Here is a 22,801-nt window from a genome sequence, read left to right on the forward strand (position 1 = left end):
GTGGATTTCCCCACGCAACTGACACAACGCTGTCAGTTGGCTTTTCCTATAAACGAAGAAACACATTGAGAAACATGGGATTTCCCGAATGTGTCGTGAACCGTTTTGGGAGATACTGACATGAGTTACGCCGAAAATCTCTGGCTTTTCTTTCTGGTCCTGTTCGGCATCATCATCCTGCCGGGCATGGATATGCTGTTCGTACTGGCAAGCGCGCTGACGGGGGGAAAGAGAACCGGCCTTTCCGCCGCAAGCGGCATGAGCGCCGGCGGCATTGTGCATTCGCTTTACGGCGCCCTGGGCGTCGGCATGCTTGCCGCCTGGATGCCGTCGCTGTTCCTGCCGCTTCTGGTTTTCGGTGCCGCCTATATGATCTGGATCGGCATCGGCCTGATGCGCAGCGCGATTGTCGTGAACGGCGATGAGGCGCAGGCGAGCGCTTCGGTCAGAAAAGCCTTCTGGCGGGCGGTGCTGACCTGCCTTTCCAATCCGAAGGCCTATCTGTTCATGATGGCGATCTATCCGCAATTCCTCAAACCGGCTTATGGCCCGATCTGGGTGCAGGGGCTGGTGATGGGCGCGATGGTGGCGGTCACGCAGTTTACGGTCTATGGCGCGCTGGCGCTGACGGCGGATAAAAGCCGGGCATGGCTGGTTTCTTCGCCCGCCGCCACGATCTTCATCGGCCGCGCCGCCGGTTTCATGCTGATTGCCGCAGCGCTGCTGACACTGTGGGAGGCCCTGTCTTAGGCTTCTGTTTTCACGATGGAATTCACCGCAATGTGACTTCTTTTCGCCATCCGGAAAGGGCATCCTCGCGCCGTTCCATATAGCGCCCGGTGTCCCGGCCGGAATCAAGGAGAGTTGCATGAAACTGAAAACCATCACCGCGGCCATGCTGTTCGGCTGTCTTTGCGCCGGAGCGGTCTACGCTGCCGGCGAAGTCGAAAAACGTGAAGGCATGATGAAGCAGATCGGTGGGGCGATGGGTTCGCTCGCCGCCATCTCCAAGGGCGAAAAGCCCTTCGACGCCGATACCGTCAAGACTGCCGTAACCACCATCGGCACCAACGCTAAGGCTTTCCCGGACCAGTTCCCCGCCGGCACCGAGACCGGCAGTGCGGCTGCCCCCGCCATCTGGGAAAATTTCGACGACTTCAAGGCCAAGGCTGCCAAGCTCGGCACGGATGCGGACATGGTTCTCGCCAATCTCCCCACCGATCAGGCGGGCGTCGCCACCGCCATGAAGACGCTCGGCGCCGATTGCGGCACCTGCCACCAGACCTATCGTCTGAAGAAATAATCGCAACACTTTGGAAACGCCGCGTACCGGCGGCGTTTTCTCAGGCACGAAAGACATCTGACCGGGTCAGGTGAGAATGGGGAGAGGGGCATGTCCTCCATCTGGACGAAACTCGCGGGCGGGGCCGTCGTCGCGGCCATTGCGGGCTACGGCATATTCGCCTGGGTCACCGCGCCTCAGCGGCAGGCGCCCAGCCACTGGGTCAGCCTGGGCGAACCGGATCTGGCCAACGGCGAAACGCTGTTCTGGGCGGGCGGCTGCGCAAGCTGCCATGCCGCGCCCGATGCGAAAGGTGAGGCGCTGTTGACGCTTTCGGGCGGGCAGGCGCTGAAAAGCCCCTTCGGCACCTTCCATGTCCCCAATATTTCCTCCGATCCGCAGCATGGCATCGGCGGCTGGACGCTGGCGGAATTCGGCGATGCGATGACGCGCGGTGTGGGCAGGAACGGCGAACATCTCTACCCGTCCTTTCCCTATGCCTCCTATGCCCGCATGACGCAGAAGGACATCAACGATCTCTTCGGTTATCTGAAAGCCCTGCCGGCCAGCCAGAACGATGCGCCGGATCACGAGTTGCCGTTTCCCTTCAATCTGCGCATGGCGCTGGGCGGCTGGAAATTCCTTTATTTCGACCCCTCGGCGCGGCCCCGCGTCGAGCTTGCCAATGCCAATGCCGAATTGCTGCGCGGCCAATATCTGGTGGAAGGGCCGGGCCATTGCGGCGAATGCCACACGCCGCGCAACGCGCTTGGCGGTTTCGTGAAAGACAAGTGGCTGGCCGGCGGGCCCAACCCGGAAGGCGAGGGCCGCATTCCCGACATTACCCCCGGCTCGCAAAGCATCGGCAGCTGGGCCGAGGCCGATATTGCCAGCTATCTGGAAAACGGCTTCACCCCGGAATTCGACAGCGTCGGCGGCTCCATGGTCAAGGTGCAGCAGAACATGGCGCATCTGACGCCTGAAGACCGCGATGCGATTGCCGCCTATCTGAAGGCCATACCGTCGCGGTAATCCTCAGCCGTCATGCCGGACTAGATCCGGCATCCAGCCACGGCGCGGCTGCGCCGTGAGAAGAGTCTCTTGCGATCAAGGACTTGATCGCGCTGGACCCCGGATCTAGTCCGGGGTGACGGAGGTGCAGGCGACGGCGTGCAGTTCGAAGTCAGGCCCACCATTGACTCCCGACCCCGCCCATCGGATAACAATCCTGTGATGGTTCCTTCCGGGCGTTCCGGAAGGTGAAAAGGGAACACGATAGGGAGAAATCCTCATTCGTGGCTGCCCCCGCAACTGTGAGCGGAGAGCCTGAAACGAAATGCCACTGGCAAGCCATCTCGCCGGGAACCGAGGGTTTCCAGAGAGGGTGACGCCGGGAAGGTGTTTCAGGTTTTGACCCGTAAGCCAGGAGACCTGCCATCGCGGAAATATCCATGCCGGCGGGGTGTCCGGAAGAGCGGAATTTCAGGGTGGCGGGATCGACGCCTCCCTGTGTCAGTCTCGTATCCCCGTGGTGAAGTGTATCGTAGCGGCTCGACGGCCCTTTGCCGTGCGGCCGCGTCCAAAGGCGCGGGGTCGCGCCGGAGAGGGGTCACCATGTCCATCAACCAGAATACGGCCAACGCCGCCGTTTCCGCAAAAACAACCAGCTTCGCGCAATCGCTGACGGCGATCGTGCTTGGCCTGTTCGTTGTCGGTTTTGTCGGCTTTTCCCATGTGGAGGCCGTTCATAACGCCGCGCATGACACGCGTCATGCCAACGCCTTCCCCTGCCATTGAGGGGAAACGGCATGTCGTCTTTTCGCAATATCGTCTTTACCGCCGTTCTCGTCGGCATTCTCGGCGGTTTCGCCGTTTCGGCCATGCAGGCTTTCGGCACGACGCCGCTCATCCTTCAGGCGGAAACCTATGAAAGCGCCGGCGAAGCGCCCCACAGCCATGATGCGACGGCCCCCGGTGCTGCCGTTCCCGCCCATGAGCACAATGACGAGGCCTGGGCTCCGGCCGATGGCTTCGAGCGCACCGCCTATACCGTCGCCGCTAATGTGCTGACCGCTATCGGTTATGCGTTGGTGCTGACCGGCCTCATTTCGCTGCGTGGCACGAATGGCGGCTGGCGCGAAGGCCTTCTCTGGGGCGTTGCTGGCTTTGCCGCCGTCATGCTGGCCCCGATGATCGGCCTGCCGCCGGAACTGCCGGGCAGCCCGGCCGCCGCACTTGAGGCGCGGCAGATCTGGTGGCTTGCGACGGTTGCCGCAACCGCGGGCGGCATTGCGCTGATCGCGTTCCGCCGCGAACCCTGGGCAATCGTATTGGCGCTGGTGTTGATCGTCGCACCGCATGTGGTCGGCGCACCCTTGCCGCCGGAAGGCGAACATGCGCTGGCGCCGCTGCCGCTGGAGCGTCAGTTCATCGTCGCCGCCACCGTGACCAGCTTCGTTTTCTGGGCTTTGCTCGGAACATTGAGCGCGTTTTTCCTGAAGCGCTTCCAGTCGGCGTAAATCCATGCAGGACGCAGCGGAATGGAGTGAGGAGCTCGATGCGCTGCGTTTTGCCGTCCCCGGTCACGGCGCTTTCTGCGCCGTGCACCGCCTTGCCTTCAAGGCAGTCCTTGGGGCGACCCCGGATCGCGAGGCGGCTCTTGCCTGTTTTCATGAACACGAGGCCGCTTTTATCGCTGCGGCGCTCACCAAGATAAAACGTGCAAATTTACCCGCCGGCCGCAGCCTGCATCTGAACAGCCGCGATATTCGCCGGGCGATTGCCGGGGAGGGTGAGGAGCCAGCGGCGCGCGTATGCCGGGTGCTGGATCGGAGGTGATGAGTGAGGGTGCCAAGACGCTTGTATTTTGCACCACCTCATTCCTGTGCTTGTCACAGGAATCCAGCCGACGCTCGTCCGCGCGGCGGGAAGAGTCCTTTCAGCCCAAGGACTTGGGCTGGCTAGATTCCTGTGACAAGCACAGGAATGAGGGCGGGCGGGCTTACGTGGCCCACAATATCAGCGTCCGCCTCAGCGATGCTCCGCCGCAAAAACCTGAAGTTCCGCCTCGGCTTCCGGACCAAAGAGGCCGAGGTGTTTCAGGATTTCCACAGCGAAACTGACCGGCGCGCTGCCGGCGGCGGTGATGATGCCGCGATCGCTAACCGCTTTCGGCTGGTCGCGGTAGAGCGATTCGCCGCTATAGACGGCATAGGCCTTGTGCGATGCCAGCGAATTGCCGGTATGGGCGACATCGTTCAGCACGCCCGTGCCGCCGAGCGCGCTTGCCGCCGCGCAGATGCCGGCAACCAGCCGGTTCCTGTCGCGAAACCGGTGCACCAGCCCGCCAAGATCGACAGCCGTTCCCTTTTCCCAGCTCAAGCCGCCGGGAATGACGAGCGCATCGATGCCGGCCGGATCAAGCGCGTCATAGGATGTGTCAGGCGTCACGGTCAGCCCGCCCATGGACGTTACCGGCCGGCCATCGGGCGTGGCATAGACGATCTCGACGCCGAGATAGCTGCGGGCTGCCGCAGCAAGCAGCGCCGGTTCCCAGTCCGCAAAATCCTGCGCCAGCGCAATGGCGATCCGTGTCATGGCCGTCTCCGTGGTTTTAATCAGGCGATGGACTGCATGTAGCGCATGCCGGTAACCGGCCGGGGCGCGAAATCCATGTTTTCGTAGAAGCGATGCGCCGCGACATTGCCGGTCGTGGCGCTGACGGAAAGATAGTCGCAACCGAGGCGTTTGGCGATATCGCGGGCGCGGGAAACCAGATGCTGGCCGGTGCCATGGCCGCGATGCCCGTCACGCACGAAGAGATGATGCAGCTCAAGCCCGCGCCGGCCTTCCTGCGCCCTGTAGAGCGGCAGAAGCAGGGCGTAACCGATCAGCGCGCCATCGGCTTCCGCAACCAGTCCATGCACCCAGGGCAGCGGACCGAACAGGTCGCGTTCCAGTTTCGCCGGGGTGATCGCCGCCGCATCGCCGTGGTAGGAGGCAAGCAGCGTGATCATCTCGTTGAGCTCGGGCAAATCCGTCTTGCGTGCGCCACGAATGATGACGACGGGCGGTCTTTCCAGTGTAAGGGAGCTATCTTCGGTCATTTTTTCGGTCCTTTGGTCTTATCGGTGCCGTCAGGACGCTTGAGAAACAACAAAGCCGCCTGACGGCGGCTTGTTGACAATATGATCTGTCGAGCCGCCCTTAGAGGTAGGCCCAAAAGTACGAGCAGGAGATGGGTGCGCGTTCGTTGATCATGGGACATGCAATGCGCCCGAATCCGCAATCTGTCAAGCCCGGTTTTCCGATCAATGTTCACCCTCGCACATGCCGTGATTGGAAAGCGCGCGGATGACGTAGCAATCCTCGATCGAATGGCCGTGGCAATGGGACACGATGCGCTCCAGCTCGTGCTCCAGCTTCTTCAGGCTGGCGATCTTCTCGCGCACATGGGCGAGGTGTTCGGCGGCGATGCGGTCCGCGCCTTCGCAGGGCATCTGCCGGTGCTGGCTAAGCGCGATCAGTTCGCGGATGGCGTCGATGTTCAGCCCGAGATCGCGCGCATGGCGGATGAAGGCCAGCCTTTCGAGGTCGGTCTTTTCGTAACGGCGCTGGTTGCCGTCCGAACGGTCGGCTTCGCGGATGAGGCCCATCTGCTCGTAATAACGGATAGTCGGCACCTTGACGCCGGTGCGTTTGGACAGTTCACCGATGGACAGCATCTCTTTCTCCATATCTCGGGTGCAGCGACGGCAGAACGGATGGCTCGACCGTTCCGGGTGCGATGCTCTAGTCTCTAGAGATATGGCTTTTCAGCCTGCCGTTCAATGGGTCTCAGGCGGCTTCATCCACACCGAGCGCCTGGGCGAGCGCCTTGAGGACATCGTTCTCGATGCTGGATGCGGTTTCCGGCTGTGCCGATGCGGCCATGTCGCCCATGTCCAGAGCGGGTGCGGTCGTCGTGGAAGCGCCGCTGTCGAGGTTCCAGAGCGCTGCGGCAAGGCCGGTCGAAACGCTGGCGGCGGCCGGCGCGACGGCCGTGGCGATGCTTTCGACGCTCGAAATGGTGCGATGCGCGGCGCGCGTCAGCTCCAGCAGGGCTTCGGTGGTGGAGTGGGTTTCCTTGCCCTTTGTCGGCTCAAGGCTCCGGATCGGAGTGGGATGATAGCTGCTGATGGTTGCTGCAATAGTCGTCATGACTGAGTCCCCTAGGTTTCATGAGGTATTTTTAGCGGCCGAAACATTCGCGAGGATTGCGTCGCACGGGGCTTGAACGGAAAAACTCGCTCATATAGTATACCCCCCTATAGTATATGAGGTGCCCATGTCCCATACGATCCGCAACAAGGAGAAGCTTCTGGCCCGCATCCGCCGCCTGAAAGGGCAGATGGAGGCGGTGGAGCGCGCGCTGGATGATGCCAAGCCCTGCGGCGAGGTGCTGCAATTGCTCGCTTCGGTGCGCGGCGCGCTTTCCGGCCTGACCGGGGAGGTGATGCAGGAGCATCTGCACGAGCATGTGGTGCATGCCGAAAACGAAGACGAGCGGGCGCGGGCGGCGGAAGAGCTGGCCCAGGTGCTGAAGACCTACATACGGTAAAATCGAACAGGATTAGCGACATGACGACGACATCCGAATACCGTGCAGCAGCCGGTCACGACCATGTTTTTCTTGGCCAGAACCATGAGCGCAATGAAAGGCGTGTCTGGATGGTCATTGCGCTGACCGCGGCCATGATGGTGGCGGAAATCGTTGCCGGCCACTGGTATGGCTCCATGGCGCTGACGGCGGATGGCTGGCACATGTCCACCCATGCCGGCGCGATGCTGATTTCGGCGCTCGCCTATCTCTATGCCCGCCGCGAGGCGCGCAATCCGCGCTTCACTTTCGGCACCGGCAAGTTCGGCGATCTGGCGGGTTTTGCCAGCGCCATCGTGCTGGCGGTGGTGGCGCTGCTGATTGCCGTCGAAAGCGCGATGCGCCTCATCAATCCCGTCGAAATCGATTTCAACCAGGCGATCCTCGTCGCCATCATCGGCCTTGCCGTCAATCTTCTCAGCGCCGTGCTTTTGAAGGATGACCATCACCACGATCATGGTCACGGCCACGGCTCGCATGCCCATCATGGCCATGGCAGCCACGCCCATCACGATCACGGCTCCCATGCCGGTCACCATGCGGACCATGGCGCAAAGGGCGGCCGGGACAATAATCTGCGCGCGGCCTATCTGCATGTGCTGGCGGATGCGCTGACTTCGGTTCTCGCCATCGTCGCGCTGCTGCTCGGCAAATGGAACGGCTGGTCGTTCCTCGATCCGTTGATGGGTATCGTTGGCGGTCTGGTCATCGCTCGCTGGTCATGGGGGCTGATCCGCTCCACGGCGACCACGCTCCTCGATGCGCTGCCGCCGGCGGAGGATTTGCCGCAGGAAATCCGTGAAAGCGTGGAGACGGAAGAGGATCGCATCACCGACCTGCATGTCTGGCAGGTAGGGCCGGGGCATCACGCCGCCATCGTGGCGATCCATTCGCAGGCGCCGAAAGCGCCGGCTTTCTACAAGCAGAAACTTGCCGCCATACATGAACTCTCGCATGTGACGGTGGAAGTGAGCCCGGCAAGGGCCTGATTGGAATCGCCTATTCGGTATATTCCGAATAGGCGCTGCGCACCCATTCCACCTCGGCTTCCGCCTTGTCCTCGGGGGAAGCCGCGGCCGTATCCTGATATGCGGGCGCACTGCCATTGCCGACGGCCCACAGAACATTGGCCAGCGACTGGGAAAGAATGGTGCTGGAAACGGTGGGATTGCCGGGGCCGCGTTTTACCGCCTGCTCCTCCGGCGCGCTTTGAGCGCTGCCAGCTTTTTCGATGTCGCGGATGCGACCCTGATAGTTATATCCGCCAATATTGCTTTCGATCTGCATGTCGGTGATTCCGCGTTCAAAAGTTAACGAATGGTTAACGGCGGCGACTTGTCCGAAACTTGCGCTTGCTGCGCTGCAGCGACTGCCGAGGGTTGACAGCCGGCGAAGTAGTGCTTCGTTTTTGCATCGGGAGCATGCAGAACTGCACAGGGTGTTTGTTCTTGCGGCGTCATGCCGGTGGCGCCAGAGGCACGCCATTTCCCGTCATTCCGGACTTGATCCGGAATCCAGCCGACGCGCGTCTGCGCGGCGGGAAGAGTCCTTTTAGCCCAAGGACTTGGGCTCGCTGGATACCGGCTCAAGGCCGGTATGACGGAAAGAGGAAATCTCGCGGATGCGGCCAATCCGTCCAGTGCCGGATTACGCTGTTTCCTTCTCCACCGGCATAACCGTTTCCTGGAGCTTCTCCGGCTCCTTCGCCTCAACCTCCTGCGGCGCGGGCGTCACCATCGCAGCCACCAGCGTATCGAGGCCGATGCTGCCGACCGGTTTGCCGTCCTCGTCCACCACATGCGCGGTCGTCTCGTTGGCTTCCGACATGTCGCGGGCAATGGTTTCCAGCGTCGCGTTTTCCGGCACGGGCATGCCCTCGGGGCGGCTTTCCAGCGGCTCCATCACCGTGGTCGCCTGCAGCACGCGGCCGCGATTGACGTCGCGCACGAAGTCGGTGACGTAACCATCGGCCGGGGAGAGGATGATGCTCTGGCCATCGCCCTGCTGCACCACTTCGCCGTCTTTGAGAATGGCGATGTGGTCGCCGAGCCTGAGCGCCTCGTCCAGATCGTGGGTGATGAACACCACGGTCTTCTTCAGCTCCTGCTGCAGATCGAGCAGCATGGTCTGCATGTCGACACGGATCAGCGGATCGAGCGCCGAATAGGCTTCGTCCATCAGCAGAATATCGGCGTCATTGGCAAGCGCGCGGGCAAGGCCGACACGCTGCTGCATGCCACCGGAAAGCTGGTTCGGATAATAATCCTCGTAACCGGCAAGGCCGACACGCTCCAGCCAGTAACGGCCCTTTTCCTCGCTTCTGCTGCGCGGCACACCCTGGATATCGAGGCCGTAGACGCTGTTTTCCAGCACGGTGCGGTGCGGCAAAAGGCCGAATTTCTGGAACACCATCGCCGTCTTGTGGCGGCGGAATTGCCGCAGCGACGAAGCGCTCATGCCGCAGATGTCCTCGCCATCGTAAAGCACCTCGCCGGCGGTCGGATCGATCAGCCGGTTGATATGGCGGATCAGCGTCGACTTGCCGGAGCCGGAAAGGCCCATGACGACGGTGATCTTGCCGCCCGGCATGGTGATGTTGATGTTGTTGAGGCCGAGCACGTGGTTGTGTTTGTCGTTCAGTTCGGCCTTGTCCATGCCGGATCGCACCGCTTCGAGATACTTCTCTGGATGCTTGCCGAAGATCTTGTAAAGGTGGCGGATTTCGATGCTTTTAGCCATGGGAGACCTCGCGGTATTTCTGCAGGCGCTTGCCGAAAGCCTGGCTCGCCCGGTCGAACATGATGGCGATGGCGACCAGAGCGAAACCGTTCAGGAAGCCCACCGTGAAGAACTGGTTGTTGATGGCCTGCAGCACGTTCTTGCCGAGCCCGCCGACACCGACCATGGAGGCGACGACGACCATGGCGAGCGCCATCATGATGGTCTGGTTGATGCCGGTCATGATGGTGGGCAGTGCCAGCGGCAGCTGCACATTGAACAGCTTCTGGCCATTGGAGGAGCCGAAGGCGTCCGCCGCTTCCAGCACCTCCCGGTCCACCAGGCGAATGCCAAGGCTGGTGAGGCGAATAACCGGCGGAATGGCATAGATCACCACTGCGATCAGGCCCGGTACCTTGCCGATGCCGAAAATCACCACCACGGGGATGAGATAAACGAAGCTCGGCAGGGTCTGCATCACGTCGAGCACGGGATTGATGAGGCGTTGCAGGCGTTCCGAACGTCCCATCAGGATGCCGAGCGGCAGGCCGATGACGATGGCGATCAGGGTGGCGATGGCGACGATGGACAGTGTCGTCATGGCGTCGCGCCAGAGGCCGACCGCGCCGATCATCAGCAGGGCGAGCGCCGTGCCGCCGGTAATCCTGAAGCTGCGACCGGCCAGATGCACGATGGCGAGAATGATGAGGAGCGTGACGATCCAAGGGGTCTGGATGAACAGCCGCTCCGAGGAATTGAGGAAGAGCTGCAGCGGATGCACGATCACATCGATCGCATCGCCGTAGTTGCGCACGATGTCGCGAAAACCGTCATCGATGGTCTTGCGTGCCACACGCATCGTGGAATTGTCGATGGCCGGGAACTTGCAGAGCAGGTCCGACAGGTAAGTGCAGAGGGCCATTATTGTTGTTTTCCCTTTGGGTTATTGAGGGATGGGTGGTTGGAGGTTGGAGTGCGCGGGCACCCCCCTCTGTCCTGCCGGACATCTCCCCCTCAAGGGGGGAGATCAGCAGGGCGCACCCTTTTCCAATTCTCAACGTTTGTGATGGGCGATACCCCGCCGCAGGTCGATCTCCCCCCTTGAGGGGGAGATGCCCGGCAGGGCAGAGGGGGGTAAGCGGCTTGCGCCGACTCCCCCATCAACCAATCACATCGAAGCCTTGATCTTCTCCGCCACCTCGGCCGGAACCCACTTCGTCCAGATGTCCTCATGGTTCTCGAGGAAATACTCCGCGCCGTCCTCGTTGGTGCCCTGGTTCTCATCCATCCAGGCGAGGATTTCGGCGACCGTCTTGTTGTCCCAGTTGCGGGCCTTGATGTAGTCCAGCGTCACGCCGGCCTTGCTTTCGAAGTCCTTGGTGATGACGGTATAGACATCGGCAACCGGATAGGCGTTGACCTTCGGCGCTGCGCAATCGACCTTGGCCGTGCAGTCGTCGAAATGGGCGCGGTCGAGTTCGACGCCGTCATCCAGCTTCACCATCTCGTATTTGCCGAGAATGGCGGTGGGCGACCAGTAATAGCCGAGCCAGCCCTGCTTCTTTTCGAACGCATTGGCGATGGAGCCGTCGAGGCCGGCGGCCGAGCCGGTGTCGACCAGCGTGAAGCCCTTTTTGTCGCCCTCGCGCGCCTTGTAAAGATTGGCGGTGGTCACCTGGCAGTTCCAACCGGACGGGCAATTATGCACGGCGCCCTTGCTGGCGTCTTCCGGGGCGGGGAAAAGTTCGGGATGTTTCAGCGCATCCTCGACGGTCTTGATGTCGGGGTGGGCGTCAGCGATGAATTTCGGGATCCACCAGCCTTCGACGCCGCCATCGGTGAGGATTTTAGACGCCTCGATCATGCGGCCGTCCTTGACGGCAGCATCGAGCGGCTCGCGCACGGCGTTCACCCACAATTCGGGCGCCATGTCCGGCTGGCCTTTTTCGTTCATGGAGGCGAAGGTCGGCATGGTATCGCCGCTGACGACATTGACCGTGCAGTCATAGCCGTTTTCCATGATGAACTTGTCGACGTAAGCCGCGACACCGGCGGATGCCCAGTTCATTTCGGCGATGGAGATGCTGCCGCACTCTTCGGCGGCATTGGCGGAATTTGCTGCACCGGCAGCGATGATAAAGCCCGTTACGAGAATGGTCGAGGCGAGGAGTTTCTTCATGTGTAAGACCCCCAAGTCTGATGCAGTGTTTTCAATTGGCAAAGCGGGAGCACTGCAAAGCCCGGATTGCCAAGGGCGAACTGACATGGCGCGTGGAAAAGCCGAAAAAATACGGCAAGAAGAATATCCGCAGAACACGCTGCGGCATTGCCGCAGGAGACGCGGCGAAAAGGCGCATGAATATGTCAACGACCGGCATAATACGGCCAAAAAGTGATATTGCAACGCGAAATGGCGCGTCGCAGCCATGCGTTCGATTCCCGGAACATTTTTCGGTCTGGCGTAATACTGAAAATATATTTGTAATTTACTGAGGTGTATTTTGAGTTTCAGTAGTTTGAAATAAAAATCCGTTATGTCGTTAAGTGGTATTTAAAGAAAAAATACCGGCGCGATTTTGTGGAAAAAATATTCAGAAACGGGTTTTCGAAGGGTATTTTTATACTGTTTTCGGAGCGAGCGACGGCTCTCCGCCGCCCGTTCCGCCATCAGCGTGTCATGCGGCGTCCTTGCCGGCCACCTTCAGCGCGAAGGCATATTCGAAGGCGATTTCCTCCAGCCGCTGGAAACGGCCCGACTTGCCGCCATGGCCGGCCGCCATGTTGGTTTTCAGCAGGATGGGCGCTTCCCCCGTGGTCTTCTCACGCAGCTTCGCCACCCATTTGGTCGGCTCCCAATAGGTCACGCGCGGATCGGTGAGGCCGGAAAGCGCCAGGATAGGCGGGTAAGGCTTCGCACCCACATTGTCATAGGGGCTGTAGGCGGCGATCCAGCCATATTCCTCTGCCGATTCCAGCGGATTGCCCCATTCCGGCCATTCCGGCGGGGTGAGCGGCAAAGTGTCATCGAGCATGGTGGTGAGCACGTCCACGAAGGGAACGGCGGCGATGATGCCGGCGAATTTTTCCGGCGCCATATTGGCGACAGCCCCCATCAACATGCCGCCGGCCGAGCCGCCTTCGGCGATAATGCCATTATAGGAGGTGAAACCTTCCTGAACCAGATGATCGGCGGCGGCGATGAAATCCTTGAAGGTGTTCTGCTTGGCTTCCATCTTGCCGGTTTCGTACCATTCGAAACCCTTGTCCTTGCCGCCGCGAATATGGGCGATGGCATAGATGAAACCACGGTCGGCGAGCGACAGCGTTGTGGTGGAGAAAGAGGCGGGAATGGAGATGCCGTAAGCGCCATAACCATAAAGCAGGCAGGGGGCGGAACCGTTAAGCGCCACATCCTTGCGATAGAGCAGGGAGACCGGCACCAGCTCGCCATCATGGGCAGGGGCCATGATGCGACGGGTGATGTAATCGTCCGGATTGTGGCCGGAGGGTACTTCCTGCGTCTTCAGCAGCGTGCGCTCGCGCGTCACCATGTCGTAATCGAACAGCTGGCTCGGCGTCGTCATCGAGGAATAGGAGAAGCGGATGACATCCGTGTCATATTCCGCCGCGCCATGCAGGCCAAGCGAATAGGCCTCTTCGGCAAAGGCGATGGAATGTTCCTCGCCGGTGCGGCGGTCGCGGATGACGATGCGCGGCAGGCCGTCGCGGCGTTCCAGCCAGATCAGGTGGCGGGCATAGGCATCGACCGAGAGAATAAGGCGGCCCGGCTCGTGCGGAACCACCTCTTTCCAGTTCTCCTTGCCGGGTGCGGTGACCGGTGCTTCCACGATGCGGAAATCCTTGGCGTCGCCGTCATTGGTGAGGATGAAGAAGACATCGCCGCCTTCGCACATCGAATATTCGATGCCCTCTTCGCGCTCCGCCACGATAGCAGGCTCGGCGGTCAGGTCTTTGGTGGAGAGAATGCGATATTCGCTGGTCTCATGGTCGTGAATGTCGATGAAGATGAAATCGTCGAGCACCGACGCGCCGACGCCCATGAAGAAACCGGGATCCTTTTCCTCATAGACCAGCCGGTCGGCCGATTGCGGCTCGCCGATAATGTGATGGAAGACCTTGGAGGGGCGGTGGTTCTCGTCCTGCAGCGTGTAGAAGAAGCTCTTGCCATCGGGCGCCCATGCGCCGCCACCGCCGGTGTTTTCCACGACGTCGGCAAGGTCTTCGCCGGTTTCGAGGTTACGGATGCGCAGGGTGAAATATTCCGAGCCCTTGTCGTCATAACCCCAGATGCCGTGACTGTGATCGGAGGACTGGTCGAGGCCGGCAAGACGGAAATAATCCTTGCCCTCGGCCTCTTTGTCGCCGTTCAGCAGCACGTGTTTTTCGCCGCCGCCGCGCGGGGTGCGGAAATAATGCGGCTGCTCGCCGCCGGTCACGAACAGCGTGCCATAGGCATAAGGCCCGTCATTGACCGGTACGGAGGAATCATCCTGCTTGATGCGGCCCTTCATTTCCTCGAACAGCTTTTCCTGAAGCGCCTTGGTGTCACCCATGGCCGCTTCCATATAGGCGTTCTCCGCCTCCAGATGGGCGCGGATCGACGGGTCGAGCAGGGTTGGGTCCTTGAACATGGCCTGCCAGTTATCGGCCCGGAACCATGCGTAATCGTCGGTGCGGGTAATGCCGTGATGCGTATCCTGAACGGGCCGTTTTTCGGCGGTCGGGGCGGCGGGCAGGTTCTTGAAAATCGGCAAGGGAAACTCGCTTTCGTATGAAGAATTCTTGGGCGGCACCAAGATGTAGAGCGGGCCTTGCGGTCGATCAAGTTTCAAATCTCCACAGGCGGAATGCGGCTTGGGCACAATTTCGTCAGCTTTCGATCACATTTTGGCAATATCCGGCAAATCAGCGATGATGGATGCAGGCCGCCCGGCCTGCCGCCCATCACAAGAACAAACGAAAAAACTGACAGGATCCCATGCGAAAGCTTCTTCCCGCTGCCCTTTCTGCCTTTTTCCTTGGCTTGCAGACCTTCACGCCTGCTTTCGCGATCGACGCCAGCGTCATGCGGCAGTTGAACGCGCTTGCCCCCGAGGAGCGGCTGGAACAGCGCTGCGATATCGAGGCGATGGAAAGGATAGCGACCGAGCAGAAGGGCATGCGGCCGGACAAGGTCATCGCCTACACTTTCGGTGATCCGGAAGTTGGCAAGAACTCCATCAAGGCGCCGGGCGCGGTCTTCAGAAGTTCGGGCGAATGGTACAAGCTGAAATACAAGTGCCAGCTGAAGAGCGACAGCCTCAGCATCCAGTCCTTCGATTACCGTGTGGGCGATAAAATTCCCGAAGAGCAGTGGAAGAAGTTGTATCTTTATGACTGAGCACGGAATTTTTCGATTTCAGACCGGCGTTTAGCCGCCGCTTTGTTGCCGCGTCGTCAACGGCTCTGTAACCCTGACTTCCGATCGAAGTGAGGGACATAAACATGGCGAAACGATTCAAGGGGCTTTCTGCTTTTCCGATCACGCCGGCCGATGAGGCCGGGCGGGTCGATGTCGAGGCCTTCTGCGCCCTGATCGAGCGGCTGGATGCGGCGACGGTCGATTCCGTCGGCATTCTCGGCAGCACCGGCATCTACATGTATCTCACGCGCGAGGAGAGGCGTCGGGCCATCGAGGCCGCCGCCGCCATCCTCAAGGGCAAGCGCACACTCATGGCCGGCGTCGGCGCCCTGCGCACCGATGACGCCGTGGCCTTGGCAAAGGACGCCGAAGCTGCCGGTGCGGATGCATTGCTGCTCGCGCCCGTCTCCTACACGCCGCTGACGCAGGAAGAGGCCTATCACCATTTCGCCGCCGTGGCCGGCGCAACGGGCCTGCCGCTCGCCATCTACAACAATCCCACCACGACCCGCTTTGCCTTCAGCGACGAGCTTCTGGTGCGGCTTGCCTATATCCCCAATATCCGCGCCATCAAGATGCCGCTGCCGGCCGATTCCGATTATGCCGGTGAGCTTGCGCGGCTGAGGCCGAAGCTGGGGCAAGATTTCGCCATCGGTTACAGCGGCGACTGGGGCTGCACTGACGCCACGCTTGCCGGCGGCGACACCTGGTACAGCGTCGTTGCCGGCCTGCTGCCGGTTCCGGCTCTGCGGCTGATGCGGGCGGCTCAGGCCGGAAATGCGGAAGAGGCGAAGAGGATCGATGCGGCGTTCCAGCCGCTCTGGGCGCTGTTTAAGGAATTCGGCAGCATCCGCGTGGTTTATGCCGCCGCCAACATCCTGTCGCTGACGGTCAGCGAACCGCCCCGGCCGATCCTGCCGCTCACCAGCGCCGAACGCCAGCGGGTGGAAGAGGCGCTTGAAGCCCTGTCCGCGCTGGAAACCGCGCCTTAATTCGGGCGCTTTGCGGGCGGATTGCCACGGAATGATACTGCATTCACTGCGGAAAATGAAAATGATACGTCGCTTCCTCCTTGCTGCCCTGTTCGCTTCAGCCGCGTCCGCCGCCTTAGCGGGGACCGGCCTTGTCGAACCGACGCTGAAAATGTCGCCGCAGCATGACGGCAAGGTGCGGGTGGCGATGACGCTCGATGCCTGCATGGGCAAGACCGACCACCGTATTCTCGATACGCTGGTGAAGGAGCGCATTCCGGCAACGATCTTCGTCACCGCCCGCTGGCTGAAACACAATGGCGACGCGCTGGCCACGCTCATGGCGCATCCGGACCTGTTCGAGATCGAAAACCATGGCGAAAACCATGTGCCGGTGGTGGATAAGCCGGTTTCCATCTACGGTATCGCCGCCGCCGGCTCTGAAGCGGCGGTCGAGCAGGAGGTGGAGGGCGGCCGTCAGGCCATCGTCGCCGCCACCGGCCTCCAGCCGCAATGGTTCCGCGGTGCCACCGCCAAATATACCAAGTCCTCCATGACCACCATCAACCGGCTCGGCATGCGGGTCGCCGGTTATTCCGTCAATGGCGATGGCGGCTCGCTGCTGGGGGCGGCCATGACGGCGAAACACATCGCTGCCGCCAGGGATGGCGATGTCATCATCTCCCACATCAACCAGCCCACCCATGAAGCGGGCGAGGGCGTGGTGAAAGGCCTTCTGGCGCTGAAGGCGCGCGGCGTGATTTTCACAAGGCTGGATGACCCGTCCTTCGCACCGCCGGGGAATTGAAGGGGAAGCTCTTTCCTCATTCCTGTGCTTGTCACAGGAATCCAGCCAGCCCAAGTCCTTGGGCTGAAAGGACTCTCCCCGCCGCGCAGACGCGCGCCGACTGGATTCCTGTGACAAGCACAGGAATGAGGGATGAGCCACATCCATGCCCGTTTTTCGGCGGCGTGCCGCTTAAATTTGCGCTAGCATCCTCCCCATGATGCTGTTCAAACGCCCCGACACCGAAACGCTCTATTCCGCCCTTGTGAACAAGGACCCCGCCTATGAGGGCGTGGCCTATGTCTGCGTGACATCGACCAAGATCTTCTGCCGCTTCACCTGCACGGCGCGCAAGCCGAAGATCGAAAACTGCCGGTTCCGCGAGACCATCGCCGAATGTCTGGAAGCCGGTTTCCGTCCCTGCAAGCGCTGCAAGCCGATGCTCGCCTATGGCTCCGCCGATGAGACCGTGACGTCGCTGCTGACGGCGCTGGAAAACGAACCGGCGCGGCGCTGGCGCGAGGAGGATGTGGTGGCGATGGGCCATGATCCTTCCACCGTGCGCCGCACCTTCAAGCGCCGTTTCGGCATGAGCTTTCTGGAAATCGCCAGATTGCGGCGGGTGGGCGGTGCGGCGGAAAGCATCGCTTCCGGCGAAGCGGTGATCGGCGCGCAGATCGATGCCGGTTACGAATCCGGCAGCGGTTTCCGCGCTGCCATCAACCAGTTCTTCGGCTCTTCGCCCGCCGCCATGAAAGGCAAGGGATTTTTGAAGGGCGACTGGATCGATACGCCGATCGGCCCGATGCTGGCGGTCGCAGACGATCACGCCCTGCATCTCCTCGAATTCGCCGACCGGCCGGCGCTTCCGGCCGAACTGAAGCGGCTGAAGACGCGCACCGGCGCGGATATGGTGCTTGGCCGGACGGCTGTGACCGGCCAGATCGAAGCGGAACTCAAGGCCTATTTCGCCGGGCATTCAGCCGCCTTCGAAACCCGGCTTGCCGGCCACGGCACGCCCTTCGAGCGCGACGTCTGGCGCAACCTGCGGGAAATACCGGCGGGTGAGGTCGTCAGCTATTCCTCGCTCGCAACCGCCATGGACAGGTCATCCGCCGTGCGTGCGGTCGCGCGTGCCAATGGCGCCAACCAGATCGCCATCGTCGTGCCGTGCCACCGTGTGCTGGGCGCGGATGGCAGCCTGACCGGTTATGGCGGCGGGCTGTGGCGCAAGAAATGGCTGATCGAGCACGAGCGCCGCATGGCGAACCGCCAGGGCATGCCGCTCGCTTCCTGAGCGGCCTGGCTGCTGGTTTTCAGGAGGTTGTCGATTTAGTTGAGCGGGGTGTGTGGGTTTACCCCCCTCTGCCCTGCCGGGCATCTCCCCCTCAAGGGGGGAGATCGGCAAGCGGCGCTACCGCCATTTCATTCTCAACGTTGAGATGGGCGAAACCTCGCCGCAGATCGATCTCCCCCCTTGAGGGGGAGATGCCCGGCAGGGCAGAGGGGGGTAAACCCACGCGCCGGCCGTCAATCGACAATCTCCTGACAGCTCAAACCCGGAGTGGTTCGCATTTCCAGCCGGAAAACCGCCGGTCAATCCGGCAGCTTGGGCACAACCCGGCGTGAGGGAAACAGCTCCCGCGTCACCGTCATGGCGATCAGCGACAGCGGCAGCGCCAGCATGGCCCCGGCTGCCCCCCACATCCACGTCCAGAAGATGATCATCACGAAGACGAGGAAGGGGTTTATCTCCATGTTGCGGCCCACCACCGCCGGAAAGGCGAGGTTTTCCATCAACAGGTGAATGGTGAAGAAGATCGCCGCCGGCAGAAGCGCCAGGATGATGTTGTCATGGGTGATGATGCCCGCCACCGTCAGCGAAATCGTCATGGCGGTAATCCCGAGAAACGGCACGAAGCTGGAGAGGAAGGCGAACAGCCCCCACAGAAGCGGCATGGCCAGTCCGCCGAAATAGGCGATGACCACCATCGTCACCCCGAGCCCGGCATAGATCAGCGCCGCCGTGGCGAAATAGGTGCCGAGCACCTCTTCCACCGAACCGATGATGCGGATGGTGCGAAGCCGCTGGTGGCGGGCCGGAAAGGCCATGATGATCGCCTTGCGCAGTCGCAGCCGGCTATAGAGAAACATCAGCAGCGCGGCGAGGAAGATCAGGCCCTGAATGACGGCCGGGGTGACGTTGGAGCCGAGCACGGAAATGATTTCGCCGCTGCGCGAAATCAAAGATTCCATCGACATCGAGCCCAGACTGAAGCTCGCCGCCGAAATATTCAGCCATCTGAGGCTTTGCAGATAGGGCAGGAAACGGTCGATGCTGCGCTCCACCAGCGCCGGCCCTTCCGAAGCGAGAAGCGAGAGCGGCTCGGTCAGCGAATTGACCACGAAGAACATCACCGCCGCCACGAGGCTCGATAGAATGAGCGCGACGCCGAAGCCGGGAATGCCGTAGGAGCCGAGCTTTTCGGCGGCGATGCCGAGGATCATGCCCACCACGATGGCCATCACCACCGGAATGAGGATGAGCGACAATTCGTGGATGACCGCCATCAGCATGATGAGGAAGATGCCGATCACCGACCAGGCGACGACCACATCCAGCGCTTCGCGGCCAAGCGGCTGCTGGCTGCGGGCATCGTCGCGGCGCGACGTGGATGGCGGGGCCTCCAGCGGGTCCGCCCTCGTGATCGGAACGGTTCCGGCTGTGGCGCCGGCTGCGACCGAATTGCCGGTCTTGTCCGGTCTGGCATTTTCATTCATCGAACGATCCCCCAATCAGGTGACAAACGTTCGAAAAATGTGGCGGTTCCGGGGCGGCGCAAATTTCCGCCGCCCCTTTTTGCAATTGGAGCATGCCGAGCAAAAATGGAGCCCGGATTCCCGGCCGCAAATGCGGCAATCTTTATGCGGAGAGCTTTAGCCCGATGCCCCACGGATCTTTGAGGACAATGCCATCACTTTGCCGCTCTGTGGCGATTTCCAGTCGGTCGAGCGCGGCAATCGCCGTCTCGAGCGCGGCCGGCTCGTTGAAGGTCAGCGAATAGCCGGAAAGGCCGGTCATATTGTCCTTGCGGGCCTCAGCACCCCGGCTGTTCCAGATATTGGCGGCGACGTGGTGGTGATAGGCCCCGGAACCGAAGAAGCTCGCGCCGGGATAACGCGCCATGATCTTCAGCCCCAGCACATCCTGATAAAATTCATCCGCCTGCGGAATATTGCCCACCTGCAGATGGATATGGCCGATGGCTGTTCCTTCCGCCGCCCCGGTAAAGGCCATCTTCGGCGCGCTGTCGTAAAGCGCCTGAAGGTTGAGGCCGAGGGTGGCCATCTCCACCGTGCCGTCCTGCTGGTAGGTCCATTCATCCGGAGAACGGTCGCGATAGACTTCGATGCCGTTGCCTTCCGGGTCGGCAAGATAGATCGCCTCGCTGACCAGATGGTCGGACGCGCCCTGAAGCTGGACATTGTTATGGGCGGCATGTGCCAGCCAATGGGCCAGATCGTTCCGGCTCGGCATCAGGAAGGCGGTGTGGAACAGGCCTGCGGCGTTGCGCGGCGCGCGTTCCGCCGTGCCGGAGGTGGAAAGCGTGAGCAACGGCTGGCCGCCGACACCCAGCACTTCACCGCTCGGGTTCTTTTCAAGAACGGAAAGACCGATGATCTTCCGGTAGAAATCCGAAAGGCGCGGCAGATCGTGAACGACGAGATGCGCCTGGCCGACATAGGCCGGCCGCGTCAGGGCGAATTGTTTGATTTCACTCATCATGATCTCCATATTGAATCCGAAGCGCCCTGGGGCGGATCGGTCGCCGAAACTATCGGCCGACGCCGCTTTGCGGCGTTTGTCGAAGGCGAATATGGGCTGGTTTCGTCGTTCAGCAAAGATCGTCGTCTGGCGATTGACCGTCCACTATTCGTTGACAATGCCCCGTTCCGGCCCGGCTCCGGCTTTGACTTCGATCAAGGTGAAGGCCGTGCCGAAGGGGAAATATAAGCCTAGCCCGACACGCTAAACGGCGGATCAAGCCAAAGGAGACAGCCATGTACAAGAAGATCATCGTACCGGTAGACCTCAGCGCCACCGACAAGGGGGAAAAGATTCTCGAAAAGGCCAAGGCGCTTCTGGACCCGGACGGCGAGATCGTTCTCATCAATGTTGTCGAGGAACTGCCGGGCTATATGGCGATCGACCTGCCTGTCGACCTGATCGAAAACGCCATCAAGGACGCCAAGACCAAGCTTTCGGACATCAAGACGAGAGCCGGTTTCAAGGGCAGCCAGGAAATCAGAAGCGGCGCCCCCGCGCGTGAAATCATCGCCGCCGCCGAGGAACACAAGGCCGACCTCATCATCATCGCGTCGCACACGCCGGATTTCAGCAATTATTTCATCGGCGCCACCGCCGACCGCGTGGTGCGCCATGCCAAATGCTCGGTGCTGGTGGACCGATAAAAGCCTGACGTTTGAGGGTTGCGGGCGGGTTTTCCGCCCCCAAGCATTCCCAGGAAAAGTGGAATCCGGTTTTCCGTCTGGGAATGCGGCGATACAAGAAGATGGGCTGGAGGAAAAAACATGAATGTCGAAAGTTACGAGAAAATCCTGCGTGACCGCCAGCGCGAGCTTTATCGCCGCCTGCACAAAATCGAGGCCGATTTCGAAGAGCCTCGCAATCCCGATGACGAGGATCGCGCCACCGAACGCAGCAATGACGAGGTGCTGGACGAGTTGGGGCAGGTGGGTCAGGACGAGCTGCGCGCCATCGACGCAGCCCTCGACCGTATCGCCAGCGGCACCTTCGGCACCTGTGTCAAATGCGGCAAGCGGATTTCGGAGGATCGGCTGAAGGCGGTGCCCTATACGCCGTTTTGCCAGGAATGCGCTGCGGCGTTGTGAAATAATTTCGTGGTGACGCGTTGCGCTCGCCCTTTTCCACCCTCATCCCTGTGCTTGTCACAGGGATCCAGCCAGCCCAAGTCCTTGGGCTGAGAAGAGTCCTTTCGCCGCGCAGACGCGCGTCGGCTGGATTCCTGTGACAAGCACAGGAATGAGGGAAGTAGTGGACCTCTCCTTTCGCAACAGCCTCGAACGCAATTTGATTGCCGTTAACCGGGCGCTGTCTTGTTCCTGTCTAATATTGTCTCCATGCTTTGAGGAAAGCACGCAGACGGGATTGGACTATGAGCGATTTATGGCGGTTCGGGCGCCAGTATGATTTTCACGAGATTGTCGCCGATGGCATCGTCCATGGTGTCGGCATCGTGTTTGCGCTTATCGGCGCCACGGCGCTGATTTTCTACGCGACCGCCTGGGGTACGCTCAGCGCGATCGCCGCCGCGTGGATTTACGGTCTCGGCCTCGTCGCCTGTCTCTCCGTGTCCTTCACCTATAATATCTGGCCGCACTCCAGGGTGAAATGGTTCCTGCGCCGGCTGGATCATTCGGCGATCTTCATTCTCATCGCCGCCACCTATACCCCCTTTCTGGTGCGCGGCATCCACGATCCGCTGATCGCCGTCATGCTGGGGCTGATCTGGCTTGCGGCGCTGTGCGGCATCCTTCTCAAATGCCTGTTTCCCGGCCGTTACGACCGGGTCGCCATCGGCCTTTATCTCGCCATGGGCTGGAGCGGCGTCATGGTGGTCGGGCCGCTGTCGTCGCATCTGGCACCCGTCACGCTCTGGCTGATCGTCGCCGGTGGCATCATCTATTCGCTCGGCGTCATCTTCCATGTCTGGGAAAAGCTGCGCTTCCAGAATGCCATCTGGCACGCTTTCGTGGTCGCCGCCGCCGCCGTTCATTATTTCGCCGTGGTCACCTCCTTCAGCCTGGTACCGCTGGCATCCTAAAGAATGCGCCCCGATGGCGCACGGGTACTGGACAGCCATTCGCATCATCGCCTAATCCTCGTGCAGATGGCGGCCGAAAATACCGCCGCTGCAAGCAGGAAAAAGGGTGAACGACA

Annotated in this window: 28 protein-coding genes and 1 riboswitch; of the genes, 17 read left to right on the forward strand and 11 right to left on the reverse strand. The window is 61.1% G+C overall.

The features are described 5' to 3' along the window. Window positions 1–120: 120 nt before the first annotated feature. From L904_RS04270 to L904_RS04295, 6 genes are all read left to right on the forward strand, one after another. Window positions 121–750: a LysE family translocator gene (locus L904_RS04270; protein WP_020810771.1), complete on the forward strand. Its 630-nt coding sequence runs from the start codon at window positions 121–123 to the stop codon at window positions 748–750. A 118-nt stretch (window positions 751–868) separates the two neighbouring features. Then, entirely contained in the window at window positions 869–1,303 is a 435-nt protein-coding gene (locus tag L904_RS04275) for a cytochrome c (RefSeq protein ID WP_003522262.1), read from the forward strand. Window positions 1,304–1,393: 90 nt separating this feature from the next. Beyond that, window positions 1,394–2,314, forward strand: coding sequence for a cytochrome c (locus tag L904_RS04280; protein WP_020810770.1), 921 nt, complete (start codon window positions 1,394–1,396; stop codon window positions 2,312–2,314). A gap of 185 nt (window positions 2,315–2,499) precedes the next feature. Continuing rightward, a riboswitch (cobalamin riboswitch) is annotated at window positions 2,500–2,736 on the forward strand. 160 nt (window positions 2,737–2,896) lie between these two features. Beyond that, window positions 2,897–3,079: a CbtB domain-containing protein gene (locus tag L904_RS04285; protein WP_003522264.1), complete on the forward strand. Its 183-nt coding sequence runs from the start codon at window positions 2,897–2,899 to the stop codon at window positions 3,077–3,079. 11 nt (window positions 3,080–3,090) lie between these two features. Then, a complete protein-coding gene (locus tag L904_RS04290) occupies window positions 3,091–3,801 on the forward strand; it encodes a CbtA family protein (protein ID WP_020810769.1) in 711 nt (236 codons plus the stop codon). A gap of 4 nt (window positions 3,802–3,805) precedes the next feature. Next, window positions 3,806–4,120 (forward strand): hypothetical protein, encoded by a 315-nt coding sequence (locus tag L904_RS04295; RefSeq protein WP_020810768.1) that lies wholly within the window; start codon window positions 3,806–3,808, stop codon window positions 4,118–4,120. Between the two features lie 192 nt (window positions 4,121–4,312). Here L904_RS04295 and L904_RS04300 read toward each other — a convergent pair whose 3' ends face one another. From L904_RS04300 to L904_RS04315, 4 genes are all read right to left on the reverse strand, one after another. Further along, window positions 4,313–4,879 (reverse strand): type 1 glutamine amidotransferase family protein, encoded by a 567-nt coding sequence (locus L904_RS04300; RefSeq protein WP_020810767.1) that lies wholly within the window; start codon window positions 4,877–4,879, stop codon window positions 4,313–4,315. Window positions 4,880–4,899: 20 nt separating this feature from the next. Continuing rightward, window positions 4,900–5,388 carry a GNAT family N-acetyltransferase gene (locus tag L904_RS04305; protein WP_003509304.1) on the reverse strand — a complete coding sequence of 163 codons (489 nt, stop codon included), beginning with the start codon at window positions 5,386–5,388 and terminating at the stop codon, window positions 4,900–4,902. A 204-nt stretch (window positions 5,389–5,592) separates the two neighbouring features. Beyond that, a complete protein-coding gene (locus L904_RS04310) occupies window positions 5,593–6,006 on the reverse strand; it encodes a helix-turn-helix domain-containing protein (RefSeq protein ID WP_003522268.1) in 414 nt (137 codons plus the stop codon). Between the two features lie 112 nt (window positions 6,007–6,118). Then, window positions 6,119–6,481: a hypothetical protein gene (locus tag L904_RS04315; RefSeq protein ID WP_020813181.1), complete on the reverse strand. Its 363-nt coding sequence runs from the start codon at window positions 6,479–6,481 to the stop codon at window positions 6,119–6,121. A gap of 127 nt (window positions 6,482–6,608) precedes the next feature. Between L904_RS04315 and dmeR the strand changes: the two genes are divergently transcribed. Continuing rightward, complete coding sequence (gene dmeR, locus L904_RS04320; protein ID WP_003509296.1) at window positions 6,609–6,881, forward strand: Ni(II)/Co(II)-sensing transcriptional repressor DmeR; 273 nt, start codon at window positions 6,609–6,611, stop codon at window positions 6,879–6,881. Between the two features lie 20 nt (window positions 6,882–6,901). After that, the gene (gene dmeF, locus L904_RS04325) at window positions 6,902–7,909 is read left to right on the forward strand and encodes a CDF family Co(II)/Ni(II) efflux transporter DmeF (protein WP_020813180.1); all 1,008 of its coding nucleotides are present in this window, start codon (window positions 6,902–6,904) and stop codon (window positions 7,907–7,909) included. Between the two features lie 10 nt (window positions 7,910–7,919). Here dmeF and L904_RS04330 read toward each other — a convergent pair whose 3' ends face one another. The 4 genes from L904_RS04330 to L904_RS04345 all read right to left on the reverse strand — a co-directional run bounded on the left by L904_RS04330 (window position 7,920) and on the right by L904_RS04345 (window position 11,817). Further along, window positions 7,920–8,207, reverse strand: a complete 288-nt coding sequence (locus L904_RS04330; protein ID WP_003522271.1) for a hypothetical protein — start codon at window positions 8,205–8,207, stop codon at window positions 7,920–7,922. A 360-nt stretch (window positions 8,208–8,567) separates the two neighbouring features. Further along, a complete protein-coding gene (locus L904_RS04335; protein WP_020813179.1) occupies window positions 8,568–9,659 on the reverse strand; it encodes a glycine betaine/L-proline ABC transporter ATP-binding protein in 1,092 nt (363 codons plus the stop codon). Continuing rightward, complete coding sequence (locus L904_RS04340) at window positions 9,652–10,560, reverse strand: proline/glycine betaine ABC transporter permease (RefSeq protein WP_020813178.1); 909 nt, start codon at window positions 10,558–10,560, stop codon at window positions 9,652–9,654. Before L904_RS04340 ends, L904_RS04335 begins: the two co-directional genes overlap by 8 nt. A gap of 246 nt (window positions 10,561–10,806) precedes the next feature. Beyond that, window positions 10,807–11,817, reverse strand: coding sequence for an ABC transporter substrate-binding protein (locus tag L904_RS04345; protein ID WP_020813177.1), 1,011 nt, complete (start codon window positions 11,815–11,817; stop codon window positions 10,807–10,809). On the opposite strand from L904_RS04345, the gene L904_RS28045 reads away from it, so the two are divergent. After that, the gene (locus L904_RS28045; RefSeq protein WP_197416732.1) at window positions 11,816–12,034 is read left to right on the forward strand and encodes a hypothetical protein; all 219 of its coding nucleotides are present in this window, start codon (window positions 11,816–11,818) and stop codon (window positions 12,032–12,034) included. The genes L904_RS04345 and L904_RS28045 overlap by 2 nt on opposite strands. A gap of 279 nt (window positions 12,035–12,313) precedes the next feature. Here the strand turns inward: L904_RS28045 and L904_RS04350 are convergent, their stop codons facing one another. Beyond that, the gene (locus tag L904_RS04350) at window positions 12,314–14,413 is read right to left on the reverse strand and encodes a S9 family peptidase (RefSeq protein WP_031234511.1); all 2,100 of its coding nucleotides are present in this window, start codon (window positions 14,411–14,413) and stop codon (window positions 12,314–12,316) included. A gap of 224 nt (window positions 14,414–14,637) precedes the next feature. Here L904_RS04350 and L904_RS04355 point away from each other — a divergent pair, with 224 nt between their 5' ends. The 4 genes from L904_RS04355 (at window position 14,638) to L904_RS04370 (ending at window position 18,115) form a co-directional block, all read left to right on the forward strand. Next, window positions 14,638–15,039 (forward strand): DUF930 domain-containing protein, encoded by a 402-nt coding sequence (locus L904_RS04355; protein WP_003522276.1) that lies wholly within the window; start codon window positions 14,638–14,640, stop codon window positions 15,037–15,039. A 104-nt stretch (window positions 15,040–15,143) separates the two neighbouring features. Then, window positions 15,144–16,052 (forward strand): dihydrodipicolinate synthase family protein, encoded by a 909-nt coding sequence (locus L904_RS04360; protein WP_020813175.1) that lies wholly within the window; start codon window positions 15,144–15,146, stop codon window positions 16,050–16,052. Between the two features lie 61 nt (window positions 16,053–16,113). Then, on the forward strand, window positions 16,114–16,839 hold the full coding sequence (locus tag L904_RS04365; RefSeq protein ID WP_020813174.1) for a polysaccharide deacetylase family protein: 726 nt from the start codon (window positions 16,114–16,116) through the stop codon (window positions 16,837–16,839). Window positions 16,840–17,035: 196 nt separating this feature from the next. Then, entirely contained in the window at window positions 17,036–18,115 is a 1,080-nt protein-coding gene (locus L904_RS04370; RefSeq protein ID WP_020813173.1) for a bifunctional transcriptional activator/DNA repair enzyme AdaA, read from the forward strand. A gap of 299 nt (window positions 18,116–18,414) precedes the next feature. On the opposite strand, the gene L904_RS04375 is transcribed toward L904_RS04370, so the two are convergent. Both L904_RS04375 and L904_RS04380 read right to left on the reverse strand, forming a co-directional pair. Then, a complete protein-coding gene (locus L904_RS04375) occupies window positions 18,415–19,599 on the reverse strand; it encodes an AI-2E family transporter (protein ID WP_020813172.1) in 1,185 nt (394 codons plus the stop codon). Between the two features lie 142 nt (window positions 19,600–19,741). Next, window positions 19,742–20,602, reverse strand: coding sequence for a VOC family protein (locus L904_RS04380; RefSeq protein ID WP_020813171.1), 861 nt, complete (start codon window positions 20,600–20,602; stop codon window positions 19,742–19,744). Between L904_RS04380 and L904_RS04385 the strand changes: the two genes are divergently transcribed. The 4 genes from L904_RS04385 to L904_RS04400 all read left to right on the forward strand — a co-directional run bounded on the left by L904_RS04385 (window position 20,585) and on the right by L904_RS04400 (window position 22,685). Beyond that, window positions 20,585–20,833: a hypothetical protein gene (locus L904_RS04385; protein WP_059753907.1), complete on the forward strand. Its 249-nt coding sequence runs from the start codon at window positions 20,585–20,587 to the stop codon at window positions 20,831–20,833. The genes L904_RS04380 and L904_RS04385 overlap by 18 nt on opposite strands. Window positions 20,834–20,880: 47 nt before the next feature. Then, entirely contained in the window at window positions 20,881–21,291 is a 411-nt protein-coding gene (locus L904_RS04390; protein WP_003522284.1) for a universal stress protein, read from the forward strand. 120 nt (window positions 21,292–21,411) lie between these two features. Continuing rightward, the gene (locus L904_RS04395) at window positions 21,412–21,732 is read left to right on the forward strand and encodes a TraR/DksA C4-type zinc finger protein (RefSeq protein ID WP_035260908.1); all 321 of its coding nucleotides are present in this window, start codon (window positions 21,412–21,414) and stop codon (window positions 21,730–21,732) included. 284 nt (window positions 21,733–22,016) lie between these two features. Continuing rightward, entirely contained in the window at window positions 22,017–22,685 is a 669-nt protein-coding gene (locus tag L904_RS04400) for a hemolysin III family protein (RefSeq protein ID WP_020813169.1), read from the forward strand. Window positions 22,686–22,801: the final 116 nt, after the last annotated feature.

Origin of the sequence: Agrobacterium sp. LY4, from assembly GCF_001526585.1 — a bacterium.
GTDB classification, from domain to species: domain Bacteria; phylum Pseudomonadota; class Alphaproteobacteria; order Rhizobiales; family Rhizobiaceae; genus Agrobacterium; species Agrobacterium leguminum.